The following is a 23499-nucleotide window of genomic DNA, read 5'->3' as shown; positions in this document are numbered from 1 at the left end:
ATAATGGGAAACAATATTGATGTCTCTGGCCTCGATTGCCTGTTGGAGAGTTATCCTCATCTAGAAGAAAAAGCCATTGTTGATTTTATCAATGGCCTGAGTGTGATGTCTGACCATCTTGAGCAGAAAGCCAAGGTATCGGCTAAGGGGTTTTCAGGCCGTTTTTTTCAAAGAATCACGGGGCATACCAGAAAACGCCAAGAATTGATCGATGGCAGTTTCGAAAACAGCTTTGTCTTTATAAAAGATTATATTGTGAGCAATGAACAGCGTCTGGCAAAAAATGAGCATTTTCTGCATCAGGTGATGGATGGCGTAAGCCTTATATCTGGCAGACTTCAGGATGTGGTTGGTGATACTCAAGTGCTGCGTGAGGATCTTGTGGAATTGTCTCAAAAGGTTTCTGACATGGAGCATTCCATATCACGGAAAATGGACTATTTCGAGCTGCAAAACAGTGCTATGGCTGAAAAGGAGCTGGCATTAAGCGTGTTTGCATCAAAAGATGCCATGTTTACCCCGGAGCAGAGCCTCTGGATGCTGTTAACGAGACTCAGGTACGGTGACTTCGGTGTCTGGTTGGCGTCTGCAGAGGGTGGTGAAAAACACCCGCAGACAGTACAGAAAGTCATGAAGTCCTTACGTCTTGATTGCATCAGAATTCTTTCAGAGCACACTGGTAGGTCCCCCCATGCCCTGATTGATCGAAACACTCTGTTTGCCAACCTGTGTTCAGCAGACGAGGTGTTGAGTGAGGCTTTGTGTCTGGTTAGTGACAGCGAATCTAGCGAAATAGAATCTGTCATCCTGATGCTGAACAATGCTCAAACGCCTGCACCGGGTGAAGAAATGCCTTTCGTCTTTTCCAATACCAGCATTTATGAAGAAATGTCGAATGTAATTATTGAGGGAGAAGGGCATGCTGCAATCCACTAAGTTGGGTCTGGTCCTTTCCGGTGGCGGGGCCAAGGGCGCTTATCAGGCGGGGGTTCTGCGCTATCTCGCTGAGCAGGACATCCAGCCCGATGCCGTGTCCGGCGCGAGCATTGGTTCTTTGAATGGTTCCGTCGTGGCCGGTTCTCGGAATGTGCATGAGGCGGCCGAGACCCTTGAAAGGGTATGGCACGAGGTGGCTGAAAGCTCTCCATTAAAGATGGATGCTCTAGCCCGAATTTCTCATGAGGGGATAAAAGAAAGCGGCTGAAAGTGTTAAAATTTCAGGACCTTACACCATCAATCAACACCAACAACCGCTATCCAAAATGGTACCTCAAAAACTGACCTTCTCGCCACTTTCCCGCCGCCAGATTGAAACCGACTTCTCCGGAGGCCATATCACCTCCGATGCCGGCTTGCTGTTACTGCGCGAAGTCGACAAACAACACCGGTTAACCCAACGGCTGGCCGAGACTCTGACCGACCAGCGGGATCCCCGGATGATTCGTCATGAGCTCAAGTCCCTGGTCCGGCAACGGGTCTACGGTGTGGCCGGTGGCTACGAAGATCTGAATGATCATGAAGCGCTTCGCTTTGATCAGGCACTACAAACCGCCACGGGGAATGCCTCGACTCTGGCCGGCAAGTCCACGCTTTGTCGAATGGAGCAGGCGATGGATCGGCAAACCATTGTCAAAGCGCATGAGTTGCTCTGGCACCACTTTATCGAGCAGCATGAGAAGCCGCCCAAGGAAATCGTGCTGGATTTTGACGGCACCGATATTCCGGTGCACGGCGACCAGCCGGGTAAGTTCTTTAACCGGTATTACGACCATCACTGCTACTTCCCGCTTTACGTCTTCTGCGGTAGGCACTTGCTGGTGAGCTATCTGCGCACCAGCAATCGAGGTGATGCCCGGCACAGCTGGGCCATTCTGGCGCTGCTGGTGCGATTTATTCGCGAGTATTGGCCACAGACCCGGATCGTGTTCCGGGGCGACTCCCACTTCAGCAAGCCCCGACTGCTGGCCTGGTGCGATCGCAACCAGGTGGATTACATCGTAGGCATGGCCCGCAACCAGCGGCTGGAGGCGCTTGCCGCCCCAGCCATGGACAAAGTCCGGACCTACTACGAGGCTCATGGCCATAAGCTCGCCAGCACCTTCCGCTTCCGCTACAAAGCCCGAAGCTGGCATAAGCCACGCTGGGTGGTTGCGCGCCTGGAATATGGCCCTCAAGGCCCGAACCCCCGGTTCGTTATCAGCTCCCGCTACGATGACGGATTCAAGCTCTACTACGAACAGTATTGCGCACGGGGTGATATGGAGAACCGGATCAAGGATCAACAACTGGATCTGTTTGCCGGTCGCACCTCCAGCACACACTGGTGGACCAACCAGTGGCGGCTGATCTTATCCGGCTTCGCCTACACCCTGTTCGAGCGTTTGCGGGTGCATCTGAAAAACACGCCCTTCGAACGTATGAGTGCCGGCACCTTGCGCTTGAAGCTGATCAAGGTTGGCGCAGTCATCATCCGCAACACCCGCCGAATACGGGTGTTGATGAGTGATAGCTATCCACACAAGAACGATCTCTCAGCACTGGTTCAGCGCTTGGTGCCCCAGTAGATAATCGGGCTCCCCCGGCCCGATACCAATGGGGGAAAGGGGGAGTTGTGCCTGAATGCCGGAAACTGGCTAAATAATCGCCAACTTCGACCATGACCACTCGGATCTGGCACTACCAGGCTTGGTCTGCGAAGGTTGTTGGAGCACTATGAGAAATCCGGGCTAGCTGTACTGGCTTTTATGGTGAGAATTGCTGCTGCCGTTTTTGGAGGCCCTGCCGGTCGGCGAGCTGCAGCGTCAACACAGATTTTCGAAGGCATTCTACCCGAAAAGTATCACAAGTATATTGGTACCCCAGCCTTTTTCGATAACTCACCAAGTATCGATATACTTCGCCGCTATGCAAGTCTGGACTCGAAAGATATGGCGCTGCCTTTCTGGGCTTCCGTCTATGAAAGTGATGGTGTTGTAACTGATATTTGGAAATTTATTTCTACGAGCCTGGATGTGTACAAAGAGTCAAAGGCCTCCAGTTTTATTCATATAAACACCCTCTCACCAGGCGAGAAGTTGAAAGCTTTGCTGGCTTCTTCGGCTATTCCACTGGCCTATGAAGCGCAGAGAATTGATGGCAAGAAGTTTTACGACGGTGGTTTGGGTGGTGGTAGCAATTTTCAGGGCAACACTCCCATAACGCCGCTGATAGAAAATGAAAAATGCAGTCACATTATCGTCACCCACCTTCAGGATGGCGCATTTTGGGATCGCAAGCGTTTTCCAAACGTCAGTATTTTGGAAATTCGACCACGGGGAATCTCCAAGGGCAAGCTGGATATGCTTAACTTTGGGAGCGGCGCAATACTGGAATGGATGGAGCAGGGCTATCAGGATGCCAAAGCCAGTATTGAGCCAGTTGCAGAGGGGCTAGATACTTTTCAGCGCAGTCGGAAAACCCAAGATCGATTGATCGATTCTGCTTCGGAAATGACTGATGCGCTTAAATGGCTCAAAGAATGATTGCCTCGGCTCATACTGATCGGGGCGTAGGATATTTCACGGTGATTAATAAGTGCCATGCGTCGCGCGCGAATCAATGAGGCAAATGACCTGGAGGAAGGCAGTCGGCAACTGCGGGATATTTCTGAAGAACTGAGATCTTGCCTATAGTTCTCTCTTTTTTCTGATTAATATCGCGATTGCGATCCAGGGTTGTACTGTTTTTGTGTAACGCTGGTCACTACCGGGTTTAGGTGAGAGGGAGTTTGATGTCTTTAGAACAAAAACTAGAGCTGGCAAGGCTGGAACTTCTTGATATGGGTTTGCGGGGTAATCCGCTCCTCAGTATCCCGAAGACCATGAAGTTTCTTGAAGTGGTCGAGGAGCGATCCGAAGACGTGTTCAGTATTCTCGTAGAAAACCGGAAGACCATGAGCTTTCTTCCGTTGCCGGAGGTTTATGAGAGTGATGAGGGCGACGAGGAGGGGGAGGCGCTGCCATCTCTTCGAGAGTATCTCGAAGATACTTCAGGCGAGTCCCGGTTCGGTGATCGCTTTCTTCAAACCGAACAACCAGCGGAGAAGCTGGACACCCGGTTGCTGAAGATAGAGAGCGAGGCCCACACACTCTTGCAGGAGCAGGGTATCGATGTACTCCATCTGGCGATGGGTATCCTGGAGTGGTATGAGGACCCCAATGCCAGAACTCCACGCTATGCACCTTTGGTGTTGATCCCGGTTGAGATGAAACGGGAATCTGCGCGTGCGGGGTTTTCTATCGCTTACACCGATATCGAGCTTTCTCCGAATCTGACGCTCGCAGCCAAACTCAGGGGCGAGTTCCGGGTTCAGTTGCCGGACTATGCGGACGAGTTTACGCCCTCAGAATACTTCGATGCCGTTGAAAAGGTGATTGCCGGGCAGGCGAACTGGAAGCTGCACAGGGACAAGATGTATCTCGGACTGTTTTCTTCCGGCAAGTTCCAGATGTATGTCGACCTGGACCCCGTTAGTTGGCCGAGCGATGCTCCGCTCACGGACAACCCTCTTTTGGGAAAAGTGCTTGAAAGCGGGTTTCGCAGAGATGGCGAGGTGCTGGAGCAGATAGCCGGTCACCAGCACATATCCGAGCCTGAAAAATTGCACCTGGTCAAGGACGCTGACACATCGCAAATGGAAGCCCTGATTGCGGCAGTGGAGGGTGCAAACCTGATTGTTCAGGGGCCGCCGGGAACCGGGAAGTCGCAAACCATTACCAACCTGATTGCTGAAGCGGTGGGGCGCGGCAAAAAGGTTTTGTTTGTTGCCCAGAAAATGGCTGCTCTTGAGGTGGTTAAATCACGGTTGGACGAGACCCATCTTGGGGATTCTGTGCTTGAGCTGCATAGCCATAAGAGCAGCAAGAAAGCGGTTCTTGATTCGCTGAAATCCTCGTTCGCCCAGGGAGCACCTTCCGTGCCGGACCGTGGATACGAGTACCGACGTTTGGCCGAGTTGCGACAACATCTGGACACTTATGCCGCTGAAATCAGCCGTCCCATCCTGAATTCCGGTATGAATTTCCTCCAGGCTCTGGGCGAGATGCTTCGGTTACAGAAGAAGGAATCCCTGGCATCTTTGAACCGAATTCGGTTTGATCTCCTGAAACGGTGGTCGAGCGAAGACCTTGATCGGGCGAGCCGAACGCTGCAGACAGTAGAGGCCTATTTGCGCGAGTTTGGGCGGCCAGATGCCAATGTGTTTGCAAAGTCTGCTCTTGGTCGACTCTCCCCCTCGGGAGAACAGGATATTCGCCAGTTAACAGAGCAGGCTCACCAAGGGCTGGGTGCATTAGTCGCTGATTGTAAGTCCCTTACACAGCTGATGCGCCTGCCGGAAACAGAGACCTTCAGCGACATCGATCTTGTCCATCAGGCTGGCCAGCGCGCTTTGAGTGCTCCTCATCTTCAAGGAGTTAAGGTCAGTACCCAGGATTGGCAACTTCGCCGGGATGATATTCGCGAGCTCGTTGTTCTGGGTCGCGAACTGAATAAGAAGCGGGAGCAATTGGATGGCTTCTTTATCGAGTCCGCTTTGTCTGCGGATCTGCTGCCCGTTCGCATGGGGCTGGCAGGTCGGGCCGACAAGTGGTGGCGTATCTTTTCCGGAGAGTATCGCAGAGCCAGGGCGACGCTTCGTGGGTACGTGAAGGACGGCCTTGTGGGAACACCGTCAGACTGGCTGGCCAACGTAGATCTTGCTCTGGAGCATCAATCCGAATTAAAGCGCTTTGGTGAGATAGAGGGTATTGGCCAACTGTTATTTGGCGCTCAGTGGCAGGGCCGAAAGTCTGACTGGGATGTACTGTCTCGGATCGCCGAATGGATCTTTGCGCTTTACGACGAGATCGGAAATGGGGAGCTTCCGGAGGGGCTCACGGACTTCCTCGAAGCCAACCCTGATGTGCGCGAACGATCCGGTGACATTGAGGCGCTCGCTGACCAGTCTAGAGAAGTCACAGGGCTTCTGGAGGGTTTGGCTGAGCGACTTGAATGGAGTGAGGCTTTCAGCAAAGCCGGCCCCATCACCGTTTGGTCGCAGAATCTTGAGTCCTGGTTGGAGAACCCGGACCACCTGTACGCAATAGTGCGCTTTAACCAACTGGAGTCGGATATCCGGTCTGTGGGATTGGAGGTCATCCTTGCGGAATTGAGAGGGTGGCGGCACTCGCCGGACATCCTTGTGGACTGGCTCAAACTGAGCTTTTATTCCGGACTGGTTGATACTGTTTACACTGAGTCAGACCGGATCGGTCGTTTTGACCGGGTCTCCCACGAGCGAATGATTCACGAGTTCCGGGAGCTGGACACGGCTTGTCTCAATTTCGCGCAAGAAGAGCTGGTGCGCAAGCTGCATGAGTCTTTGCCGAGTTTTAACGCACCGGGGGAAATGGAACTGATCCGGCGGGAAATTGGTAAAAAGCGCCGGCACATTCCGATTCGAAGATTGATTTCGGAAGCAGGAAATGTAATCCAGCAGGCAAAGCCGGTTTTTATGATGAGCCCAATGTCGGTGGCCACCTATTTGCCACAGGGGAAGCTTTCATTTGATCTGGTTATTTTCGATGAGGCGAGTCAGATCCCGGCTCCTGAAGCACTTGGCGCAATGTCCCGTGCGCAACAGGCCGTCGTTGTTGGTGACAGCAAACAGATGCCGCCGACTAATTTTTTCAGTAAGGCGGTGGAGATCAGTGATGAGGAGGCTGACCAGAGTGTCACCGCCGATGTAGAAAGCATTCTGACGATGATGCAGGCGAGGGGGGCTCCAGAGCGGATGCTGAGTTGGCATTACCGAAGCCGGCATGAGTCGCTGATCGCCGTGTCTAATGATCAGTTTTATGACAATCGGCTGGTATTTTTCCCCAGCTCAGGGGCGAACCCTGATGCCTGGGGGTTGAGCTTCAATTATCTGCCCGATGCTTTGTATGACAGGGGGAAAACCAGGGCGAATGTTGGCGAGGCAAAGGCAGTTGCACAGGCGGTGCTGGAGCACAGTGTGAAACGCCCTCATTTGTCACTCGGCGTGGTTGCATTCAGCACTGCGCAGCGCGAGGTGATTCTGCTGGAGGTGGAGCGTATACGCCGTGAAAATCCGGAAACGGAGGAATTTTTCCAGCATCATGCCAGCGCGGATGAATTCTTCATTAAGAACCTCGAGAACGTTCAGGGTGATGAGCGCGATGTCATTTTCATCAGCGTTGGCTATGGCAGAACCGCTAGCGGCAATGTCAGTCAGAACTTTGGCCCTTTGAATGGGAAAGGTGGCGAACGTCGACTTAACGTTCTCATTTCCCGGGCAAAGCTCGCCATGCAGGTTTTTGCGAACTTCCGGGGCGATGAGTTGCGTACAGACGCAAGCTCATCGTTTGGTGTGCGGGCTCTGAAAGTGTTTCTCGACTATGCCGAGAAGGGCGACCTCCCTGCCATATCTGAAACCGGCAAAGAGCCAGATTCCCCATTCGAAATTGAAGTGATGAGCGCGATTAAATCCCTGGGCTTTGATGTTGAACCGCAGGTGGGCTGCTTGGGCTATTCAATTGATTTGGCCATTGTGGAGCCTTTTAATCCAGGCAGGTATCTCCTTGCAGTTGAATGCGATGGTGCCAGGTATCACAGCTCCGCTTCCGCTCGTGAGCGTGACCGCTTGCGACAGGGTGTACTTGAGGGGCTGGGCTGGCGGTTTCACCGTATCTGGAGCACTGAATGGTTCCGTAATCCTGCCCAGGAAATTACCCGGATGCAGCAGGCCATTGAGCGGGCAATAGAAGAGCAGGCCCGTATTGATGAACGTGGGGCTGCAGAGGCTAGACTTTCACAACTGCAACAACATAATCACGCACCGACCATTGAGCGAGCTGAGTTCTCCGAGGAAGAGGCAACCAGAGCGATTCCTCATTACAAACCTGTCGACGAGGATGCGTTGGGGCTTCCGCTGTATGTAGACGACTTTCTCGAGGTTCCGTCCAGCAAGGTAAAAAATGCAATCCTTGTTGTTTGCGAACACGAGGGGCCTGTTCATGTATCGATTCTAACGACGCGGCTAATCAGTTCGGTCGGACTGAGTCGCGCAGGCCAGAGGATACAAAATCGGGTGCTGGAGTGCATAAACGATTTGGAGCGCGAGGGTGCTATCGACTTTGATGGCTCATTCGTAAAGCTTGCGGACATGAATTCTGTAACTTTGAGGGACTGGAGTGAGCTGCCGGCTAATCACAGGAAGTTTGATTTCGTATCGCCCGCTGAGCTATCCGAAGCCTTGTTTGTAACTGTTCAGGATGCGCATTCGGTGGATCGTGAAGGCTGCATGAGCGCAGCCCTGAACCTGATTGGGTTCAAGCGTTTGACCGGAAGTATCCAGGCCCGCCTCGATGAAGTGATTGATGACCTTATCGAAGAAGGCCGTCTGTTTGAACGGTCTGGGCGGCTGCAGGTGGCTGTATGAGCTTGGGAGTGGGGGTGGAAGGTCATCGGCATTTGGTTCTTGAGCAGGCCCTCGGTCTCACCCTGGAAGACCAGCTAACCATCTACCGCGTTCAGTTCCCCGTCATGCGCCAGTACGATGCGGAAACCTTCTACGACCAAACCGGCCGCATCGTCTTCACTCCCAGCAAAGGCCTGGTAGGCGTAGGCCTGCCCAGAAAAGCCAGTAAGAAGGAGCTGACCGAAGGCGTCTCCTATTACATCGATGCTCCGGCCAGGAAAGAGGATGGCATCGCCCTTGGCTGGGAAGACATACAGCACATGCAGGAAGGCAGTGTTTACAAAACCTACCTGGACGACACGCTTCCCGGCGGGCCGGTTGAACGGACAGTGGAATACAAAGCCCCCTTCTTCCGGCCGGATCGGGAGGAGGATTATCGGGTGGCCTGGGAGGTGTACGGCAATCAACCTAACTGAACCGAACACCGAGCCCATTGGCACTCAACGAAATTGATATTGGTTTTGCTGGTCGTCATGGTTCGGAGTCAGCAATCCATGACCTTATCGCCAAGCTCAAGCCTGGAGCGCCTTTGCAGGGGAAGGTCGAGAACAACCGTTATCTGTTTCTTGATTCCGATGGCAATGTCGTGGGAAGAACCGCTGCCTCGTTTCGCCTTGATAGACAGCTTGAGTCCAGCGAGGTGGCAGCAGTAGTTATTCGATATAACGAGGACTCGGAAGAGCAATACCGGCATTTCAATAAAGTTAGCCGGTGGGAAGTGGTTGTTCCTAAGGTGGTTTTGAGTGAGTAAGGTTTGGGGGCATGATGCGGTTCTCACTGCAGCCAGAAAATTTCTACGCGATGGAGCTTCTAAGCTCCGAGTTCGGTAAGCAGGTGCGCACCTATTCACCGATAAAGGTCTATTCAGTAGCTCCTGCGGGAGATGGCAGCCGACGCTTCGATTTGTCGTTTTACCATGCCGCTTACCCGGAAGGTGTTCAGAATAAGGTCTATACCATTCAGACCATAGAACGTAGCGCCAACTTTTTACTTGGGCGTGTTTTGGGCACAGATCGTGTCATTCTCGTTATGGATCTGACGGACGTCTGGCTGCACAAGCATTTCGATGACAAGGCTGTCCGGTCATTCCTTCAAGAAAATAATCTGAAATAAGGATTTTCATGAAAATCTCCACCCTCCTGGACCAAATCGAATTCGGCCAAATCGCCTTGCCGGAATTTCAGCGTGGCTATGTCTGGAACCGTGACCAGGTTCGTGGGCTGGTTCGTTCGCTCTATAAGCGTTACCCGGTAGGAAGTCTTCTGGCGTGGATTACTGATAACTCCCAGGCGAAAGGGCGTGGTGTTTCAGAAGCAAGCCCGGGACAACAGGTGAAAATGCTGCTGGATGGTCAACAGCGGATGACTTCATTGTATGGAATTATGAAGGGTGAGCCGCCCGCCTTTTTTGATGGAGACGCCAATGCCTTCAAGGGGCTGTATTTCCATGCGGAGACTGAAGAGTTTTCGTTTTATATGGCCTCCAAAATGCAGGGAAATCCTTTGTGGGTCGATGTTACACGGTTAATGAAGGAGGGTGAGGAAGACCGGATCCAGGACGAAATCCTGGAGTACACGCAGGATCTGAAGCGAACCTCCAGCCTTACCAAGAGGCTGATCAAGCTGAGAAATATCCGTGACATCGATGTGCACATCGAGGACGTCTCCGGCCCGGAAATGACCCTGGACGTGGTGGTGGATATCTTCAACCGGGTAAACAGCGGTGGCCGTAAGCTATCCAAGGGTGACCTGGCCCTGGCCAGGATCTGCTCGGTAGAGCCGGATGCCCGCTCTCGCATGCGTAAGGCGCTGGATGAATGGAACGAGGCAGGCTTCGGTTTCTCTCTGGATTGGTTGCTGCGCAGCGTGACCACGATTGCCACGGGTGATGCACGTTTTTCAGCACTGCATGATCTTGATGCGGCAACCTTTAACAGTGCGCTGCAGCGTGCCATTAACCATATCAATACCATTCTGGATCTGATCGGTGCGCGGCTTGGTCTGGACCATCAGCAGGTGCTGACGGGGCATTTCGCGTTCCCGATACTGGCTCGGTTTCTGGACGATGCCGGTGGTGCCGCCCAGGACCACGATACCCAGAACAAAATCCTGTTCTGGTATGTGCAAACGGCCATTTGGGGCCGGTATTCCGGTTCCACGGAGAGTGTTCTGTCCCGCGACCTGAATATTCTTATGGACGCGGGGCCAGGGGTCGGGCTGGATGCGCTTATCCGTGAGCTGCAGCTGTGGCGGGGTAATCTGCGCATCCGGCCAGAGCATTTCACGGGCTGGAGCCGTGGCAACCGCTTTTATTCGATTCTATACATGCTCACCCGCGTTGGCGAGGCACAGGACTGGGGCTCTGGTCTGCCATTGAAGAAAGGCCTGTTAGGTAAAAATACGTCTCTGGAAGTTCACCATATTTTCCCCAGGGATTTTCTCAAGAAGAATGGTCATGACGACAAGATGGCAATTAACGCTTTGGGCAACTTTTGCTTTCTGACCAAAAGCAGCAATCTGCAGATCAGTAACAGGCCACCTCAGGAGTATTTTTCAGAGGTAGAGGACCAGCATACCGGTGCGCTTGCCAGCCAGTGGATTCCTGCAGATCCGGAGCTGCGTAAGCCGGAAAACTATATGGAATTCCTCCGCCAGCGCCAGGCGCTGCTGGCTGAAGCGGCTAATCGTTTTCTGGATACTTTGTATGACCTGCCATCGGAGGAAGAGGCGCCTGGATATCAGGCTGTAGAGCAGGGCGAGTCTGCTCCAGGTGGAATAGCGGATGAGCAGGAGGAGAAGCTCCTGGATGAGGTGAATGCCTGGATTACAGAGCACGGCCTGCCGTCGGGAGACAAGGAATTCGAGCTGAGAGACCCGGATACCGGTGAACTGAAGGCTTTTCTGGATCTTGCTTGGCCGGAAGGTTTGCAGGAGGGTTTGTCTGAGCCGGTTGCATTGATTCTCAATGAGGAGATGGATGTCTTTAAACTGGCGACCAATGCGGGATTTCAGGTGTTTGATGATGCCGAGAGCTTCCGGGTTCATACTGCCCGGAAGGTACTTGGTGACCTGCATTATGGTCTGCCTGATTGGGCGCAGCAGGTGGAAGAGGCTGCCATCCCGGTAGTGAACCATATTCTGAAGAGCGAGCTGCCCGCGCCTGAGTGCGGTGCTGAGATCCAGATGGATAACGGTGAGGTAGCCGGTGAGTTCGAGTTTGTGTGGGATGATCTGCGGGTTGCTGTGTGGGTGTCGGCAGAAAGGGCACCCCAGCGGGCAATGCTGGCGGCTCAGGGCTGGCGTTTGTTTGGCCTGGAAGAGGTGTTGGAGGTGCCGCGCTTACTAGAGGTGGCTTTGGATACGTACAGGTCAAAATGGGCTGAGTAATGATCCGATTCACCAATAAGCAGTGGCTTTATATTATTTTCGTTTCCTTGGTGCTTACGTTAGGCGGGTCGCTGGCCTTCTGGCTTTACAAGACTCGAACGCAGGTGGACCTTACCACTTTCATCGTAGCTACGCTGTCGGCGCTTATATCTCTTGTTGCGCTTTTTGTCGCGTTGCAGACGTATTTATCGATTGATAGCGTTAATAATATTACAAAGATGGATGGAAATATTTTAGATAACGAGAATTATGTCACCTCGATTCCAGAATTCGTCGATAAATATAAGGAAACTGATAGGGAAAAACTTTGTCGGCACATTTTCTCAGAGGTAAAGCAGAACCTGAAAAAGAATTCGAATACCGCAGTAAACTTTGCCGATACTATTCAAGGTATGATTGATATTCTGGTTCTTCTTCCTGCTCTTGATTTGAAGGCCGAGCTGCGTAACAAGGAATTTCGTAGGGATGTCCAGTGGATCCTGAACCAGGTTGAAAGGCGTGCAGAAGAAATTCAAAGTATTAGTAAAGGTAGCTCGATACAGATCAGGGAAGCCGTTAAACTGTTCCTTTCCGTATACGAGTACCAGATTTCTGTAGAAAACAAACGTATGCTTGGGAGCAGTGGCTTACTGAAGGTTCGGGCAGCGATGATTCGAAATCCGGTAAGCTCGACTGTGTATTACAACTACCTTGGACTTTATTACCGAAAGTGCGCGGTACAGGTTATCGACTCAACTGATAAAGCTGATATACCGACGTTAAAGTCCTGGGCTTATCGGAAAGTATTACTATCAGGCGGTGAGTCAGAACGGCTCAGGCGGTACCTAAATAATTCAATAAATTCGTTTCAAAAGGCATGGGGCTATTCTTCCGAGGACCCCATGTGGCGTGGGTATATCCTTTTTAATCAGGCTCGTGTTGCCTTTATAGAACACGTATTTTTTGGCGATTCCCATGCTGACCCCTTTGAGAAAATGGCGGAAGCCATCAATGCTCGTGCGACCCTTAACGAGTTGATATCGGAAGTTCTAGGGGACCGCGATGAATTAACAGTCTTGCAAAAACACTACCTATATCAAGAAGAATATGCTCGGGAGCTTCTCGTTAATTATAATTTAACTATGAATGATCAGGCTTTCTATAGAGGAATGTTAATGAGGTCAACTGAAGAATATCTTGAAACGATAGCGCCCTATATAAGCCAGTTAGAGCCAAAAAATCAAGCTGGATTAGAAGCGATTAGAGCTGGGCTGGAAATCCCTCGCCAAGTGACGTAACGCTGTGGCATCGACAGTATGGAATATTAGGTCGCAGGTTAGGCACTCATGTTGCGGTCCCCTCTATTGATGGTTTTTTATTGAGCAATTGAATCTCTAAGGCAAGGACATACCTCTCGTTTTAAGCTAAGGTTACTACTTGTAGTAACCAATAAAGGAGCCCCCATGATCCCCGGCTTGTTGGCCAATGAAGTATCGGCCGCATTGCGTGAATTCATCATCACCGGTTACGAAACCGAGACCGATCCCTTCAAAGGCGAGTTCCGCCGCCTGGTGGAGGAGCAGCAAGACGGTGAGGCGTTTATTAAGGGGCCTTATGTTTCCGTCGGCCTTCCGTTTCTCACCGGCTCTTCCGGCCGGGATTTCTTCAAAAGCTTTGAAACAGAGCACCCGCCTTATGCCCACCAGGAGCAGGCCTGGCAACGTTTGGCATCAGACCGACGTGCTGCAAATACGCTGGTGGCGACTGGTACCGGTTCCGGTAAGACCGAGTGTTTCATGTATCCGGTTCTGGACCACTGCCAGCGTGCGGCCGCGCCGGGTATCAAGGCGATTGTCATTTATCCGATGAACGCTCTGGCAACGGATCAGGCCAAGCGCTTTGCTGCGGAGATTCATCGGCAGCCCACGCTAAAAGGCCTGCGTGTCGGGCTGTTTGTGGGCGGGGATGGTCAGGGCACCAAGGCCATGGGCCCAGACCAGGTGATCACCGACAAGGAAACCCTGCGCAATAACCCGCCGGATGTGCTGCTCACCAACTACAAGATGCTGGATTACCTGTTGATGCGCCCGCAGGACCAGAAGCTGTGGGCTCATAACGGGCCGGATACCCTGCGCTATCTGGTGGTGGATGAGCTGCATACCTTTGACGGGGCCCAGGGCACGGATTTGTCGTTGTTGATTCGCCGGCTTCGGGCCCGGTTTGATTTGAAGCCGGACCAGCTGGTTTGTGCGGGCACGTCCGCCACGCTCGGTGGTGATGACAGTATTAACGGGCTGCTGGCCTACGCTTCGGATATTTTCTCAAGCCCGTTCCGGCGTGATTCGGTGATTGCGGAGCAGCGGCAGAGTGATTCGGAGTTTCTGGATAACCTGGCGTTTCTGGGCTTGAACAAGGATATTGGGCCGGAAGATCTTTCCGTGGCGTTGAATGAGGGTCTGCAGGCGTATCTTAAGAAGGCCTACGAGCTTTATTTCAGCAAGCAGCCGGAAGTGCCACTGGATTCTAAAGAAGGAAGGATTCAGCTGGGCAAGGACCTGAAGCAACATGGCCAGCTGGCGAATCTGCTGCGCCAGCTCAAGTTGGGGCAGGGTACACCCCGATTCCGCGAGTTGGTAGAAAAGCTGGCCTCACAGATCCCACCGCTGTTCAAGCGCCAGCCGGAGCAGGCTTTGATTGCTCTGCTGGCATTGCTGTCCCATGCCCGGAATGATGTTGGCCTGCCTTTCGTGCAGCTGCGCTTGCAGCTTTGGTCCCGTGAACTCCGGCGTATTGTTGGGACGTTGCGGGAGCCAAAGCCCCTTGGACTTGTCGACGACGACTCTGAAAACGGGCGCTCTTCGGTATTACCGCCATTGCTGGCGTTCGGTGATGATAAACCTCCGAAAGATCAGCGCCAGGTTCGCTTGCCGCTGGTGCAGTGCCGCGAATGTCACGGTACCGCCTGGTTGACTCGCATGGAGAAGAGCCACGTTTCTGAACAGGTGGTGGAAAGGGAGCTGCAGAATATCTATAGCGCGTTTTTTGGAAACCATGAGGAAACAGCTTTGCTGCTGCCCTGGCAACAGGGAGCGGGAATATCTCCGGCTGGCATGGACCTGGAAAATTTTCGGGTGTGCCGGGACTGTGGCCGCACCGCAGCGGCGGATTATAGCGGGGAGTGTAAGGGCTGCCAGGCGGGCAATGAGGCGCTGGTGCGGGTTAGCCCGGATTTCTCATAGTGCTCCAACAACCTTCGCAGACCAAGCCTGGTAGTGCCAGATCCGAGTGGTCATGGTCGAAGTTGGCGATTATTTAGCCAGTTTCCGGCATTCAGGCACAACTCCCCCTTTCCCCCATTGGTATCGGGCCGGGGGAGCCCGATTATCTACTGGGGCACCAAGCGCTGAACCAGTGCTGAGAGATCGTTCTTGTGTGGATAGCTATCACTCATCAACACCCGTATTCGGCGGGTGTTGCGGATGATGACTGCGCCAACCTTGATCAGCTTCAAGCGCAAGGTGCCGGCACTCATACGTTCGAAGGGCGTGTTTTTCAGATGCACCCGCAAACGCTCGAACAGGGTGTAGGCGAAGCCGGATAAGATCAGCCGCCACTGGTTGGTCCACCAGTGTGTGCTGGAGGTGCGACCGGCAAACAGATCCAGTTGTTGATCCTTGATCCGGTTCTCCATATCACCCCGTGCGCAATACTGTTCGTAGTAGAGCTTGAATCCGTCATCGTAGCGGGAGCTGATAACGAACCGGGGGTTCGGGCCTTGAGGGCCATATTCCAGGCGCGCAACCACCCAGCGTGGCTTATGCCAGCTTCGGGCTTTGTAGCGGAAGCGGAAGGTGCTGGCGAGCTTATGGCCATGAGCCTCGTAGTAGGTCCGGACTTTGTCCATGGCTGGGGCGGCAAGCGCCTCCAGCCGCTGGTTGCGGGCCATGCCTACGATGTAATCCACCTGGTTGCGATCGCACCAGGCCAGCAGTCGGGGCTTGCTGAAGTGGGAGTCGCCCCGGAATACGATCCGGGTCTGTGGCCAATACTGGCGAATAAATCGCACCAGCAGCGCCAGAATGGCCCAACTGTGCCGGGCATCACCCCGGTTGCTGGTGCGCAGGTAGCTCACCAGCAAGTGCCGGCCGCAGAAGACGTAAAGCGGGAAGTAGCAGTGATGGTCGTAATACCGGTTAAAGAACTTACCCGGCTGGTCGCCGTGCACCGGAATATCGGTGCCGTCAAAATCCAGCACGATTTCCTTGGGCGGCTTCTCATGCTGCTCGATAAAGTGGTGCCAGAGCAACTCATGCGCTTTGACAATGGTTTGCCGATCCATCGCCTGCTCCATTCGACAAAGCGTGGACTTGCCGGCCAGAGTCGAGGCATTCCCCGTGGCGGTTTGTAGTGCCTGATCAAAGCGAAGCGCTTCATGATCATTCAGATCTTCGTAGCCGCTGGCCACGCCGTAGACGCGCTGCCGGATCATGGTGTTGAGCCCATGACGAATCATGCGGGCATCCCGCTGGTCGGTCAGCGTCTCGGCCAGTCGCTGGGTTAGCCGGTGTTGTTTATCGACTTCGCGCAGTAACAACACACCGGCATCCGAGGTGATATGGCCTCCGGAGAAATCGGCTTCAATCTGGCGGCGGGAGAGTGGCGAGAAGGTCAGTTTTTGAGGTACCATTTTGGATAGCGGCTTTTAGTGTGGGTTTTTGTGTAGGAACTTGAATTCTAACACTTTAAGCCGCTTCTTCCTTCCTCATGCTACCTTCTTCATGAGAAATCCGGGTTAGCAAGCCTCATCAATTGAAGGAGGTGAAGCGGGATAATGTGAACCGGATGGTTCACGAACACGATTGCCCGTATTGCTCTGCTAAATCTTCGTTGGTGGTGTTTGGTGCCCGGGCCGCCAGTTTGAGTGCGGTGGCCATTCACCAGTTGTTCAGCAGTCGTGATAACGATGACCGTAAGCTGCTGACCTTCAGCGACTCCGTGCAGGATGCCACTCACCGTGCGGGTTTCTTCGCGGCGCGTACCTGGCAGAACAACGTGCGTATGGCGCTGACTCAGCTTCTTGAAAGCAAGCCGGAACCGGCTCCGTTACTCCAATTGCCGGAGCTGTTTGAGGCTTACTGGCTGAACCAGGGCGAACATCCGGGGCGGTTGGACCTTGCCAAATACCTGCGCGAGTTCATGCCACCGGACAAGCGGTTTACCGCCGAGTTCGAGCATTTCGAAACCACCGGGGAAGTGCGCGACCCTGCCCGGCTGCTCAAGCTGATTCGCGGGCGCATGTTGTGGCAGGTGTTGGAAGACCTGGGATGGCGTTCCCAGGTGGGGCGTTCTCTTAACCGGTTGGGCATCGCCGCGCTGGACTGGCCGGCTGAACCTGTAGCCAGTGCTGCTGCATCGTGGCGCGAGATTGCTGATAACACCCTTGGCTACCGGATTGATAAAGAGGCGGCTGAGGGCCTGATGACCGGGCTGGTTCAGCACATGGTGAACCTGGGAGCTTTCGGGCTGAAAGACCTGGCCTTTTACCGTGAGAAATCCGGCAAAAGTTACCTGCTCAAGTTTGTGGACTATGCCCCGCCTTTGGGGCCGTCCTCGCCCAGGCCCCGATACCCGGCTCTCGCCACAGCGGAAGGCTATGAGCCGCTGAGCCATAACAATGCCTCCCGCTCCTGGTATGAAAACTGGCTGAGCTGCCTGAACCCGGATGCCATGGTCGACCGCAAGCAACAGGAACACGTGCTTGCGGCGGCACTGGATGCGTTAGCCAGCGCCGGCATGGTGCAAACAGAAACCAATGAGCGCGGCGTTAAACTCTGGGCCCTGAATCCCGAGGTGCTGACCATTTCTACCGATATTCAGGCCGTGGAGTGTGAAGGCTACCGCCCTGTGCACGTGCCTGCAGGTAAAGCTCGTGGCTGGCTCGGGCTGCCCATGATCAGTGCGGCCGGGCCGGATCTTTTGTATGAAAACGTGGTGCCTGTGCGCAACACGCTGTATCGGAATTTATACCGCCACGGTGAAATTCACCGGGTGATTGCCCACGAGCACACCGGCCTGCTGGCGGCCAGTGAGCGTATTCGGGTGGAAAACAGCTTTATCAAGGGGGAGAAACCCTGGGAATACAACCTGTTGTCGGCCACGCCAACGCTGGAAATGGGTATCGACATTGGTGATCTGTCCAGCGTGCTGCTGTGTTCGGTACCACCGGCCCAGGCGAATTATCTTCAGCGGGTTGGCCGGGGTGGCCGCCGCGACGGCAACTCCTTTGTACTGACGGTAGCCAACGGTCGCCCGCACGATTTGGTGTTCTACGCCGATCCGGGCCGGATGCTGGACACCCCGGTTGAGCCCCCCGCAGTGTTCCTCAAGGCCCGCCATGTGCTGCGCCGTCAGTTACTGGCTTACACCATGGATTGCTGGACCCGTTCGGCCAAGGGTGACAACCAGGTGCCGCATACCATGCAGCCGGTGCTGGATGCCGTGGAGAAGGCCCAGGAGGATCGCTTTCCGTACACGCTGCTGAGATTCCTGAAGCACAACATGCAGGAAATCTGGGATGGTTTCAGCAGCCATGTCGCGACGGAGTTGAGTGGAGAAGACCTCGAGCTGCTCCGGCAGTATTTGTTCGGTGGGCCACAGTTTGATGAAAGCCGATTGGAGATTTATCTGCTTGATCGTTTGAGGCTGGTGGCGGATGAACGCGGCCTGATGGCCACTACCATCAAGAACCTGGACAAGCAGTTAGATAAGTTGCGAAAGCAGCCGCAGGATGAGCACACCCAGGCCGAGATTCTGGAGCTGGAGCGTGAAGCCGCCGGCTATCGGGGAATGCGCATTCGCCTGAACAAGCGTGAGACTCTGAACTTCTTTACCGACGAAGGCCTGCTGCCGAATTACGCGTTCCCGGAAGAGGGCGCGACCCTGCACTCGGTGATCTTCCGCTCCGATAAAGCAGCCGCTGGCGATGGTGCCGAGCGCGAGTTCGTTAAGCGGGAATACGAGTACCAGCGCCCGGCCCAGGCCGCGTTAACGGAACTGGCACCGGAATCGGTGTTTTACGCCGGCAATCGTAAGGTAAAAGTAACGCGGGTAGAAACGTCCAAGGGCCGCAACATTCAGGACTGGCGATTTTGCCCCCGCTGTCATTATTCCGCACCGGCTGACGACCCGACAGCAGGCTTCAGCGATAAAACCTGTCCCCGCTGCCACACCAACCAGTGGGGCGATGAAAGCGCCCGCACCAAGATGCTGAAGATGACGCAGGTTTATGCGTTCACCAATGCCAAGGACGCGATTCTGGATGACCGGTCCGATGACCGCGAACCGGTGTTCTTCAACAAGCAGATGCTGATTGACTTCAAGCCCTCTGATGTGCCGATTAGCTGGGTGCTGGATGATAAAGACAAGCCGTTTGGCTTCGAATTCATTCGTTCTGCCAACTTCCTGGAGGTGAACTTTGGCCGCCGGGAAGGGGAGGAGATGTACTTCGACGTGGCCGGCGAGCACATCCAGCGGGCGGGTTTTCCGATTTGCCGCGAATGTGGCTCGGTGCAGACCAAGGCGGCAGCCAAGGGCAAAAAGGAAGCAGAACATCTGAAGTCCTGCAGCTATGCCCGTGGCCCCAAAAAGCTGGCGGGTGGTAAGGAAGATACCGGCCTGGAAAACTGCTTGTACCTGTACCGGAAGTTCTCATCCGAGGCCCTGCGGATTCTGTTGCCGAGGTTGTCTACCGGTGGCACCGAAGAGCAGGTGAATTCCTTTGTGGCAGCATTGCAGCTTGGCCTGAAGCGGCGGTTCGGCGGCAAGGTGGACCACTTGCGGGTGGCTTATCAGAGTGAGCCGATTGGCGAAACCGACGAGCGCCGGCACTTTATTGTGCTTTACGATTCGGTGCCCGGTGGTACGGGTTACCTGCATGAGCTGCTGAGCCGCGTCGAGAATATGCAGGAGGTATTCCGCAAAGCCTACGATGTGATGGATGCCTGCGACTGTTACGACAACACCATGGATGGCTGCTATCGCTGCCTGCTGGAATATCGCAATGCCTACGGCATGGAAAGCACCAGCAAGGAGCTGGCGCTTGAGATGCTCAAGGATATCGTTGATGGCGATCACCAGTGGGTTGAGGACAAGCAGGGCCTGAGCGCACTTGGTGGCAATCCCTGGATAGACTCCGAGCTGGAAGCCCGATTCCCGGAGGCCCTGGCGCGATTCTCCGGCGAAGACTGTGCGGGTAACCACAAGGTGCGGGTAGGTAAGGACATTATCCGAGGCAAAAGCGGTTACCGGCTGACGATTGGTGATCTGGCCTATGAAATCGAGCCCCAGGTAAATCTTGGCATGGCAGAGGGCGTTCAGTTCGCCAGCAAGCCGGATTTCGTGCTGTGGCCGGTGCGGTCTGGCTTGCTGCCAGTAGCTATTTTCCTGGATGGCTACAAGTTCCATGGTGACAAGGCCAGCGAAGACCTGCTCAAACGCCAGGCATTAATGCGGGCCGGCTTCGTGGTCTGGACCCTGAACTGGTATGACGTCAACAAGGTGATGGGCGATAAGGCTATGGACGTGCCCCTGCCTTTGAGCATGACTTCGCCGGAGCAACACCATCAGGCCATTGCCGGCTTGGCTAAGGTGGCTGGGGTGAGTAATACGGCCCAGCACCTGAACAAGTGCACCTTCGACCTGCTGATGCATTTCCTCACTGAGCAGGATGCCACGTTGCTTCGGCAACAGGCCCTGTTTTTCCTCCTGCAATGCCTTCCAGCCCGTTCGCTGGCGGACCCTGGCGTAAAAACAGCCGTTCTGGAGAGTCTGAATGGACTGCCAGCAAGTTTCACCGACCTGACACCAGACCCCGCCGCTTTGGCGGGTTCGGTTGAGCTGACCGACGATAAAGCAGCCGCCGTGATTTCACTGAGCCTGTTGGCTGGCCCGGATCTACTCAAAAACTTTGACCTCAACAAAGCGCTGGTTTCCGCCAGTTACACCCTGAAAAAAGGCAGCGAAGACCAGGCCCGTTACCAGTGGCAGCGATTCTGGAACGCCGTCAATTTCCTCCAGTTCCTCCCCGTATTTTACGCCTGGACTCCAGACTCCAAGAACAGCGGCATAGCTGCCGGCCTTGAGTGGGGTCCGACCCAGGCCCAGAATGACAAGCCTGAAAAGCAGGGGCAAACTCCGGCCTGGTTTGAGAATCTTGAGGATGAACTCCGCATAGAGCTGGAAGCTCACCAGATTAGTTGGCCTGACGAGGCGCTGGTGGCTGAGGCTGTGGTTGCCGGTGAGTTGGACGAGGTGGTGGGCGAGGCCGAGCTGATGTTTGCTGATGCAAAGATCGCTTTGTTGCTTGAGGACATTGAGGATCAGGTGGCGGCCAGACCTTACCTGGAAGCCGATGGATGGCGGCTCTGCGCTTCGGTTGAAGAGCTGGTTGATGCCGTGAATGAACTGGAATCGGGAGCCTGAGATGGCGAGTGTTGCGTTCTCTGACAAGTACTTTGAAAGCCTGCTGAAGCTGACACCCAACGAGCAAAGTCAGGCCAATAAAGCCGTAATGTTGTTCCAGCAGGACCGGAACCACCCCAGTCTGAACTATGAAAAACTACCGTCTTTCAGGGATGACAAGGTGCGTTCGATTCGAGCCAATCAGGATGTGCGCATTATTCTGGCCGCCGCCGAGAAAGAAGATTTGTACTTGATGCTGTATGTGAATCACCACGATACGGCCTACAAATGGGCGGAGAAGCGCAAAATCGAGATTAACCCCAATACCGGTAGCCTGCAGGTGTTCACCGTTGAGGAGAGTGCGCTGGAGCCGGCATCGGGAACCCAAGAGACGCCCGCTCAGCCCGGATTGTTTGATGCGATACGAGACCGCCAACTGCTGCAGCTCGGTGTGCCTGAAGATGCTCTGGCGGTGGTGCGTAGCATGAAAATTGAGGCAGACCTGGAAACGGCCCTGATTAACGAGCAAATACCCAAAGATGCCCATGACGGACTGTTCATGCTGATGGCCGGGGCCACGTTCGAGGAAGCCTGGAACGAAGTGGTTCCGATAGCTCCGGAGGCGGTGGATACCGAAGACTTCACCGCAGCACTGACTCGGCCCGAATCCCGCGCTTTGTTCACGGTGGCCGAGAACGAGCAGGCGTTGCAGGAGGTGCTAAACCAGTCCATTGAGAAATGGCGGGTATTCCTTCACCCGGCCCAGCGCCGCCTCGCGGAGGGTAAAAAGAATGGTCCGGTTCGGGTACTGGGTGGGGCTGGTACAGGTAAGACGGTGGTTGCCATGCACCGGGCCAAGTGGTTGGCCAATCAGCTTGATGAAGGTGATGGAAAAATTCTGTTCACGACCTTTACCAAAAACCTGGCTGCGGATATTCAGCAAAACCTGAACAAAATCTGCTCCCAGGACGCTCTTTCCCGGATTGAGGTACAGAACCTCGATGCCTGGGTGATGAACTTCCTGAAAAAGCAGGGCTACGATTACGGATTGCTTCTGGATAGCCGTGAGGAGAAGAAGCTCTGGGAGCAGGCCTATTCCGAGAAACCTGCCAGCATTGAACTTGGAATGGCCTTCTTTCAGGAAGAATGGGCGAGGGTGATTCAGCCTCAGTCGGTAGGCAGTGTGGATGAGTACAAGAAGGCATCCCGTATTGGCCGCGGTACCCGCCTGAATCGTCAGCAGCGGGTTGAGATCTGGCCGGTTTTCGAGCGCTATCGCCATTTGCTTGCCAGCAACTATCTGAAAGAAACTGATGACGCCTATCGGGATGCTCGGGAACTGATTGAGAACAAGCCTGAGCTGCGGCCGGACCTGGCCGCCGTAATCGTGGATGAGGCCCAGGACATGGGCAGTCAGGCATTCATGCTGATCCGCGCGCTAGTGCCACCTGGCGCGAATGATCTGTTTATTGTGGGGGACGGCCATCAGAGAATCTACGGCAAGAACAAGGTGGTCCTCGGCCAGTGCGGTATTGATATTCGGGGCCGTAGTGCCCGCCTGAAGATTAATTATCGAACCACTGACGAAACCCGAAAGATGGCTGTAAGTATTCTGGAAGGTGTGGAAGTGGATGACCTGGACGGCGGGCAAGACACTCAGAAGTTCTACCACTCGCTGATGCATGGCCCCGTACCCGAGGTACGTTGTTTCGAGTCCATGGACCAGCAGGCGGAAGCCATTCTGGAAGCAGTGAAAACGAAGAACCTAGTACCGGAAGCCTGCTGCGTGATCGCCCGTACTCGCCGGGAGGTAAATGAACTGAAAGCAGCACTGGAAAGCCGGCAGCAGCTTTGCCACGTTCTGGAAGGGCAGAGCGCGGCCACGCCAGATGGTGCTCTGAACCTGGCCACCATGCACCGGGTAAAGGGCCTCGAATTTGATGGGGTGTTCCTGGCCTCGGCGAATCAGGGGCTTGTACCTCTGGACTTTGTGGTGAAGTCCGCCGCCGATGCAGTGACGCACCGGCAGCGCGAGAATGAAGAGCGAGCTTTGGTGTATGTGAGCCTTACCCGGGCCAGGAAGTTAGCCTTTGTGTTTGGGTATGGGCGGATCAGTGAGTGGTTTGTACAGGCGTCCAGCTGAGTTTGCCACATACG

14 protein-coding genes are annotated in these 23499 nt (G+C 54.3%); 13 read left to right on the top strand and 1 reads right to left on the bottom strand.

The features are described 5' to 3' along the window. Nucleotides 1–3: 3 nt before the first annotated feature. The 11 genes from LJ360_RS13540 to LJ360_RS13490 all read left to right on the top strand — a co-directional run bounded on the left by LJ360_RS13540 (nt 4) and on the right by LJ360_RS13490 (nt 15122). Nucleotides 4–936 (top strand): diguanylate cyclase regulator RdcB family protein, encoded by a 933-nt coding sequence (locus LJ360_RS13540; protein WP_264994269.1) that lies wholly within the window; start codon nt 4–6, stop codon nt 934–936. Next, on the top strand, nt 920–1204 hold the full coding sequence (locus LJ360_RS13535; protein WP_264994268.1) for a patatin-like phospholipase family protein: 285 nt from the start codon (nt 920–922) through the stop codon (nt 1202–1204). The genes LJ360_RS13540 and LJ360_RS13535 overlap by 17 nt, the downstream gene beginning before the upstream one ends. A 58-nt stretch (nt 1205–1262) precedes the next feature. Further along, entirely contained in the window at nt 1263–2564 is a 1302-nt protein-coding gene (locus LJ360_RS13530) for an IS1380-like element ISMaq3 family transposase (RefSeq protein ID WP_011784498.1), read from the top strand. Between the two features lie 138 nt (nt 2565–2702). Next, complete coding sequence (locus LJ360_RS13525) at nt 2703–3521, top strand: patatin-like phospholipase family protein (protein ID WP_264994267.1); 819 nt, start codon at nt 2703–2705, stop codon at nt 3519–3521. Nucleotides 3522–3769: 248 nt separating this feature from the next. Beyond that, entirely contained in the window at nt 3770–8479 is a 4710-nt protein-coding gene (locus LJ360_RS13520) for a DUF3320 domain-containing protein (protein ID WP_264994266.1), read from the top strand. Beyond that, nucleotides 8476–8934, top strand: a complete 459-nt coding sequence (locus LJ360_RS13515) for a hypothetical protein (protein WP_264994265.1) — start codon at nt 8476–8478, stop codon at nt 8932–8934. Before LJ360_RS13520 ends, LJ360_RS13515 begins: the two co-directional genes overlap by 4 nt. 17 nt (nt 8935–8951) lie before the next feature. Then, nucleotides 8952–9269, top strand: a complete 318-nt coding sequence (locus tag LJ360_RS13510; RefSeq protein WP_264994264.1) for a hypothetical protein — start codon at nt 8952–8954, stop codon at nt 9267–9269. An 11-nt stretch (nt 9270–9280) separates the two neighbouring features. Further along, nucleotides 9281–9631: a hypothetical protein gene (locus LJ360_RS13505; protein ID WP_264994263.1), complete on the top strand. Its 351-nt coding sequence runs from the start codon at nt 9281–9283 to the stop codon at nt 9629–9631. 8 nt (nt 9632–9639) lie between these two features. Next, nucleotides 9640–11904: a DUF262 domain-containing protein gene (locus LJ360_RS13500; protein ID WP_264994262.1), complete on the top strand. Its 2265-nt coding sequence runs from the start codon at nt 9640–9642 to the stop codon at nt 11902–11904. After that, nucleotides 11904–13181, top strand: coding sequence for a hypothetical protein (locus tag LJ360_RS13495; RefSeq protein ID WP_264994261.1), 1278 nt, complete (start codon nt 11904–11906; stop codon nt 13179–13181). Before LJ360_RS13500 ends, LJ360_RS13495 begins: the two co-directional genes overlap by 1 nt. Before the next feature lie 165 nt (nt 13182–13346). Continuing rightward, complete coding sequence (locus LJ360_RS13490) at nt 13347–15122, top strand: DEAD/DEAH box helicase (RefSeq protein ID WP_264994260.1); 1776 nt, start codon at nt 13347–13349, stop codon at nt 15120–15122. Between the two features lie 146 nt (nt 15123–15268). Here the strand turns inward: LJ360_RS13490 and LJ360_RS13485 are convergent, their stop codons facing one another. Further along, nucleotides 15269–16570, bottom strand: a complete 1302-nt coding sequence (locus LJ360_RS13485) for an IS1380 family transposase (RefSeq protein ID WP_264994259.1) — start codon at nt 16568–16570, stop codon at nt 15269–15271. Nucleotides 16571–16725: 155 nt separating this feature from the next. Here LJ360_RS13485 and LJ360_RS13480 point away from each other — a divergent pair, with 155 nt between their 5' ends. Together LJ360_RS13480 and LJ360_RS13475 are read left to right on the top strand one after the other, a co-directional pair. Then, nucleotides 16726–21363 carry a DUF1998 domain-containing protein gene (locus LJ360_RS13480; RefSeq protein WP_264994258.1) on the top strand — a complete coding sequence of 1546 codons (4638 nt, stop codon included), beginning with the start codon at nt 16726–16728 and terminating at the stop codon, nt 21361–21363. A 1-nt stretch (nt 21364) separates the two neighbouring features. Beyond that, nucleotides 21365–23485, top strand: a complete 2121-nt coding sequence (locus LJ360_RS13475; RefSeq protein WP_264994257.1) for a UvrD-helicase domain-containing protein — start codon at nt 21365–21367, stop codon at nt 23483–23485. Nucleotides 23486–23499 lie beyond the last annotated feature (14 nt).

This window comes from Marinobacter sp. AN1, assembly GCF_026013985.1.
In the GTDB taxonomy this organism is placed as follows: domain Bacteria; phylum Pseudomonadota; class Gammaproteobacteria; order Pseudomonadales; family Oleiphilaceae; genus Marinobacter; species Marinobacter segnicrescens.
Note: the sequence above shows the minus strand (reverse complement) of the source record. Positions and strands in the feature narration are given on the sequence as shown.

Coding starts and splice junctions, on each gene's coding strand:
- LJ360_RS13540 (WP_264994269.1), top strand. CDS start 4: ATGGGAAACAATATTGATGTCTCTGGCCTCGATTGCCTGTTGGAGAGT.
- LJ360_RS13535 (WP_264994268.1), top strand. CDS start 920: ATGCTGCAATCCACTAAGTTGGGTCTGGTCCTTTCCGGTGGCGGGGCC.
- LJ360_RS13530 (WP_011784498.1), top strand. CDS start 1,263: ATGGTACCTCAAAAACTGACCTTCTCGCCACTTTCCCGCCGCCAGATT.
- LJ360_RS13520 (WP_264994266.1), top strand. CDS start 3,770: ATGTCTTTAGAACAAAAACTAGAGCTGGCAAGGCTGGAACTTCTTGAT.
- LJ360_RS13515 (WP_264994265.1), top strand. CDS start 8,476: ATGAGCTTGGGAGTGGGGGTGGAAGGTCATCGGCATTTGGTTCTTGAG.
- LJ360_RS13505 (WP_264994263.1), top strand. CDS start 9,281: ATGATGCGGTTCTCACTGCAGCCAGAAAATTTCTACGCGATGGAGCTT.
- LJ360_RS13500 (WP_264994262.1), top strand. CDS start 9,640: ATGAAAATCTCCACCCTCCTGGACCAAATCGAATTCGGCCAAATCGCC.
- LJ360_RS13495 (WP_264994261.1), top strand. CDS start 11,904: ATGATCCGATTCACCAATAAGCAGTGGCTTTATATTATTTTCGTTTCC.
- LJ360_RS13490 (WP_264994260.1), top strand. CDS start 13,347: ATGATCCCCGGCTTGTTGGCCAATGAAGTATCGGCCGCATTGCGTGAA.
- LJ360_RS13485 (WP_264994259.1), bottom strand. CDS start 16,570: ATGGTACCTCAAAAACTGACCTTCTCGCCACTCTCCCGCCGCCAGATT.
- LJ360_RS13480 (WP_264994258.1), top strand. CDS start 16,726: ATGGTTCACGAACACGATTGCCCGTATTGCTCTGCTAAATCTTCGTTG.
- LJ360_RS13475 (WP_264994257.1), top strand. CDS start 21,365: ATGGCGAGTGTTGCGTTCTCTGACAAGTACTTTGAAAGCCTGCTGAAG.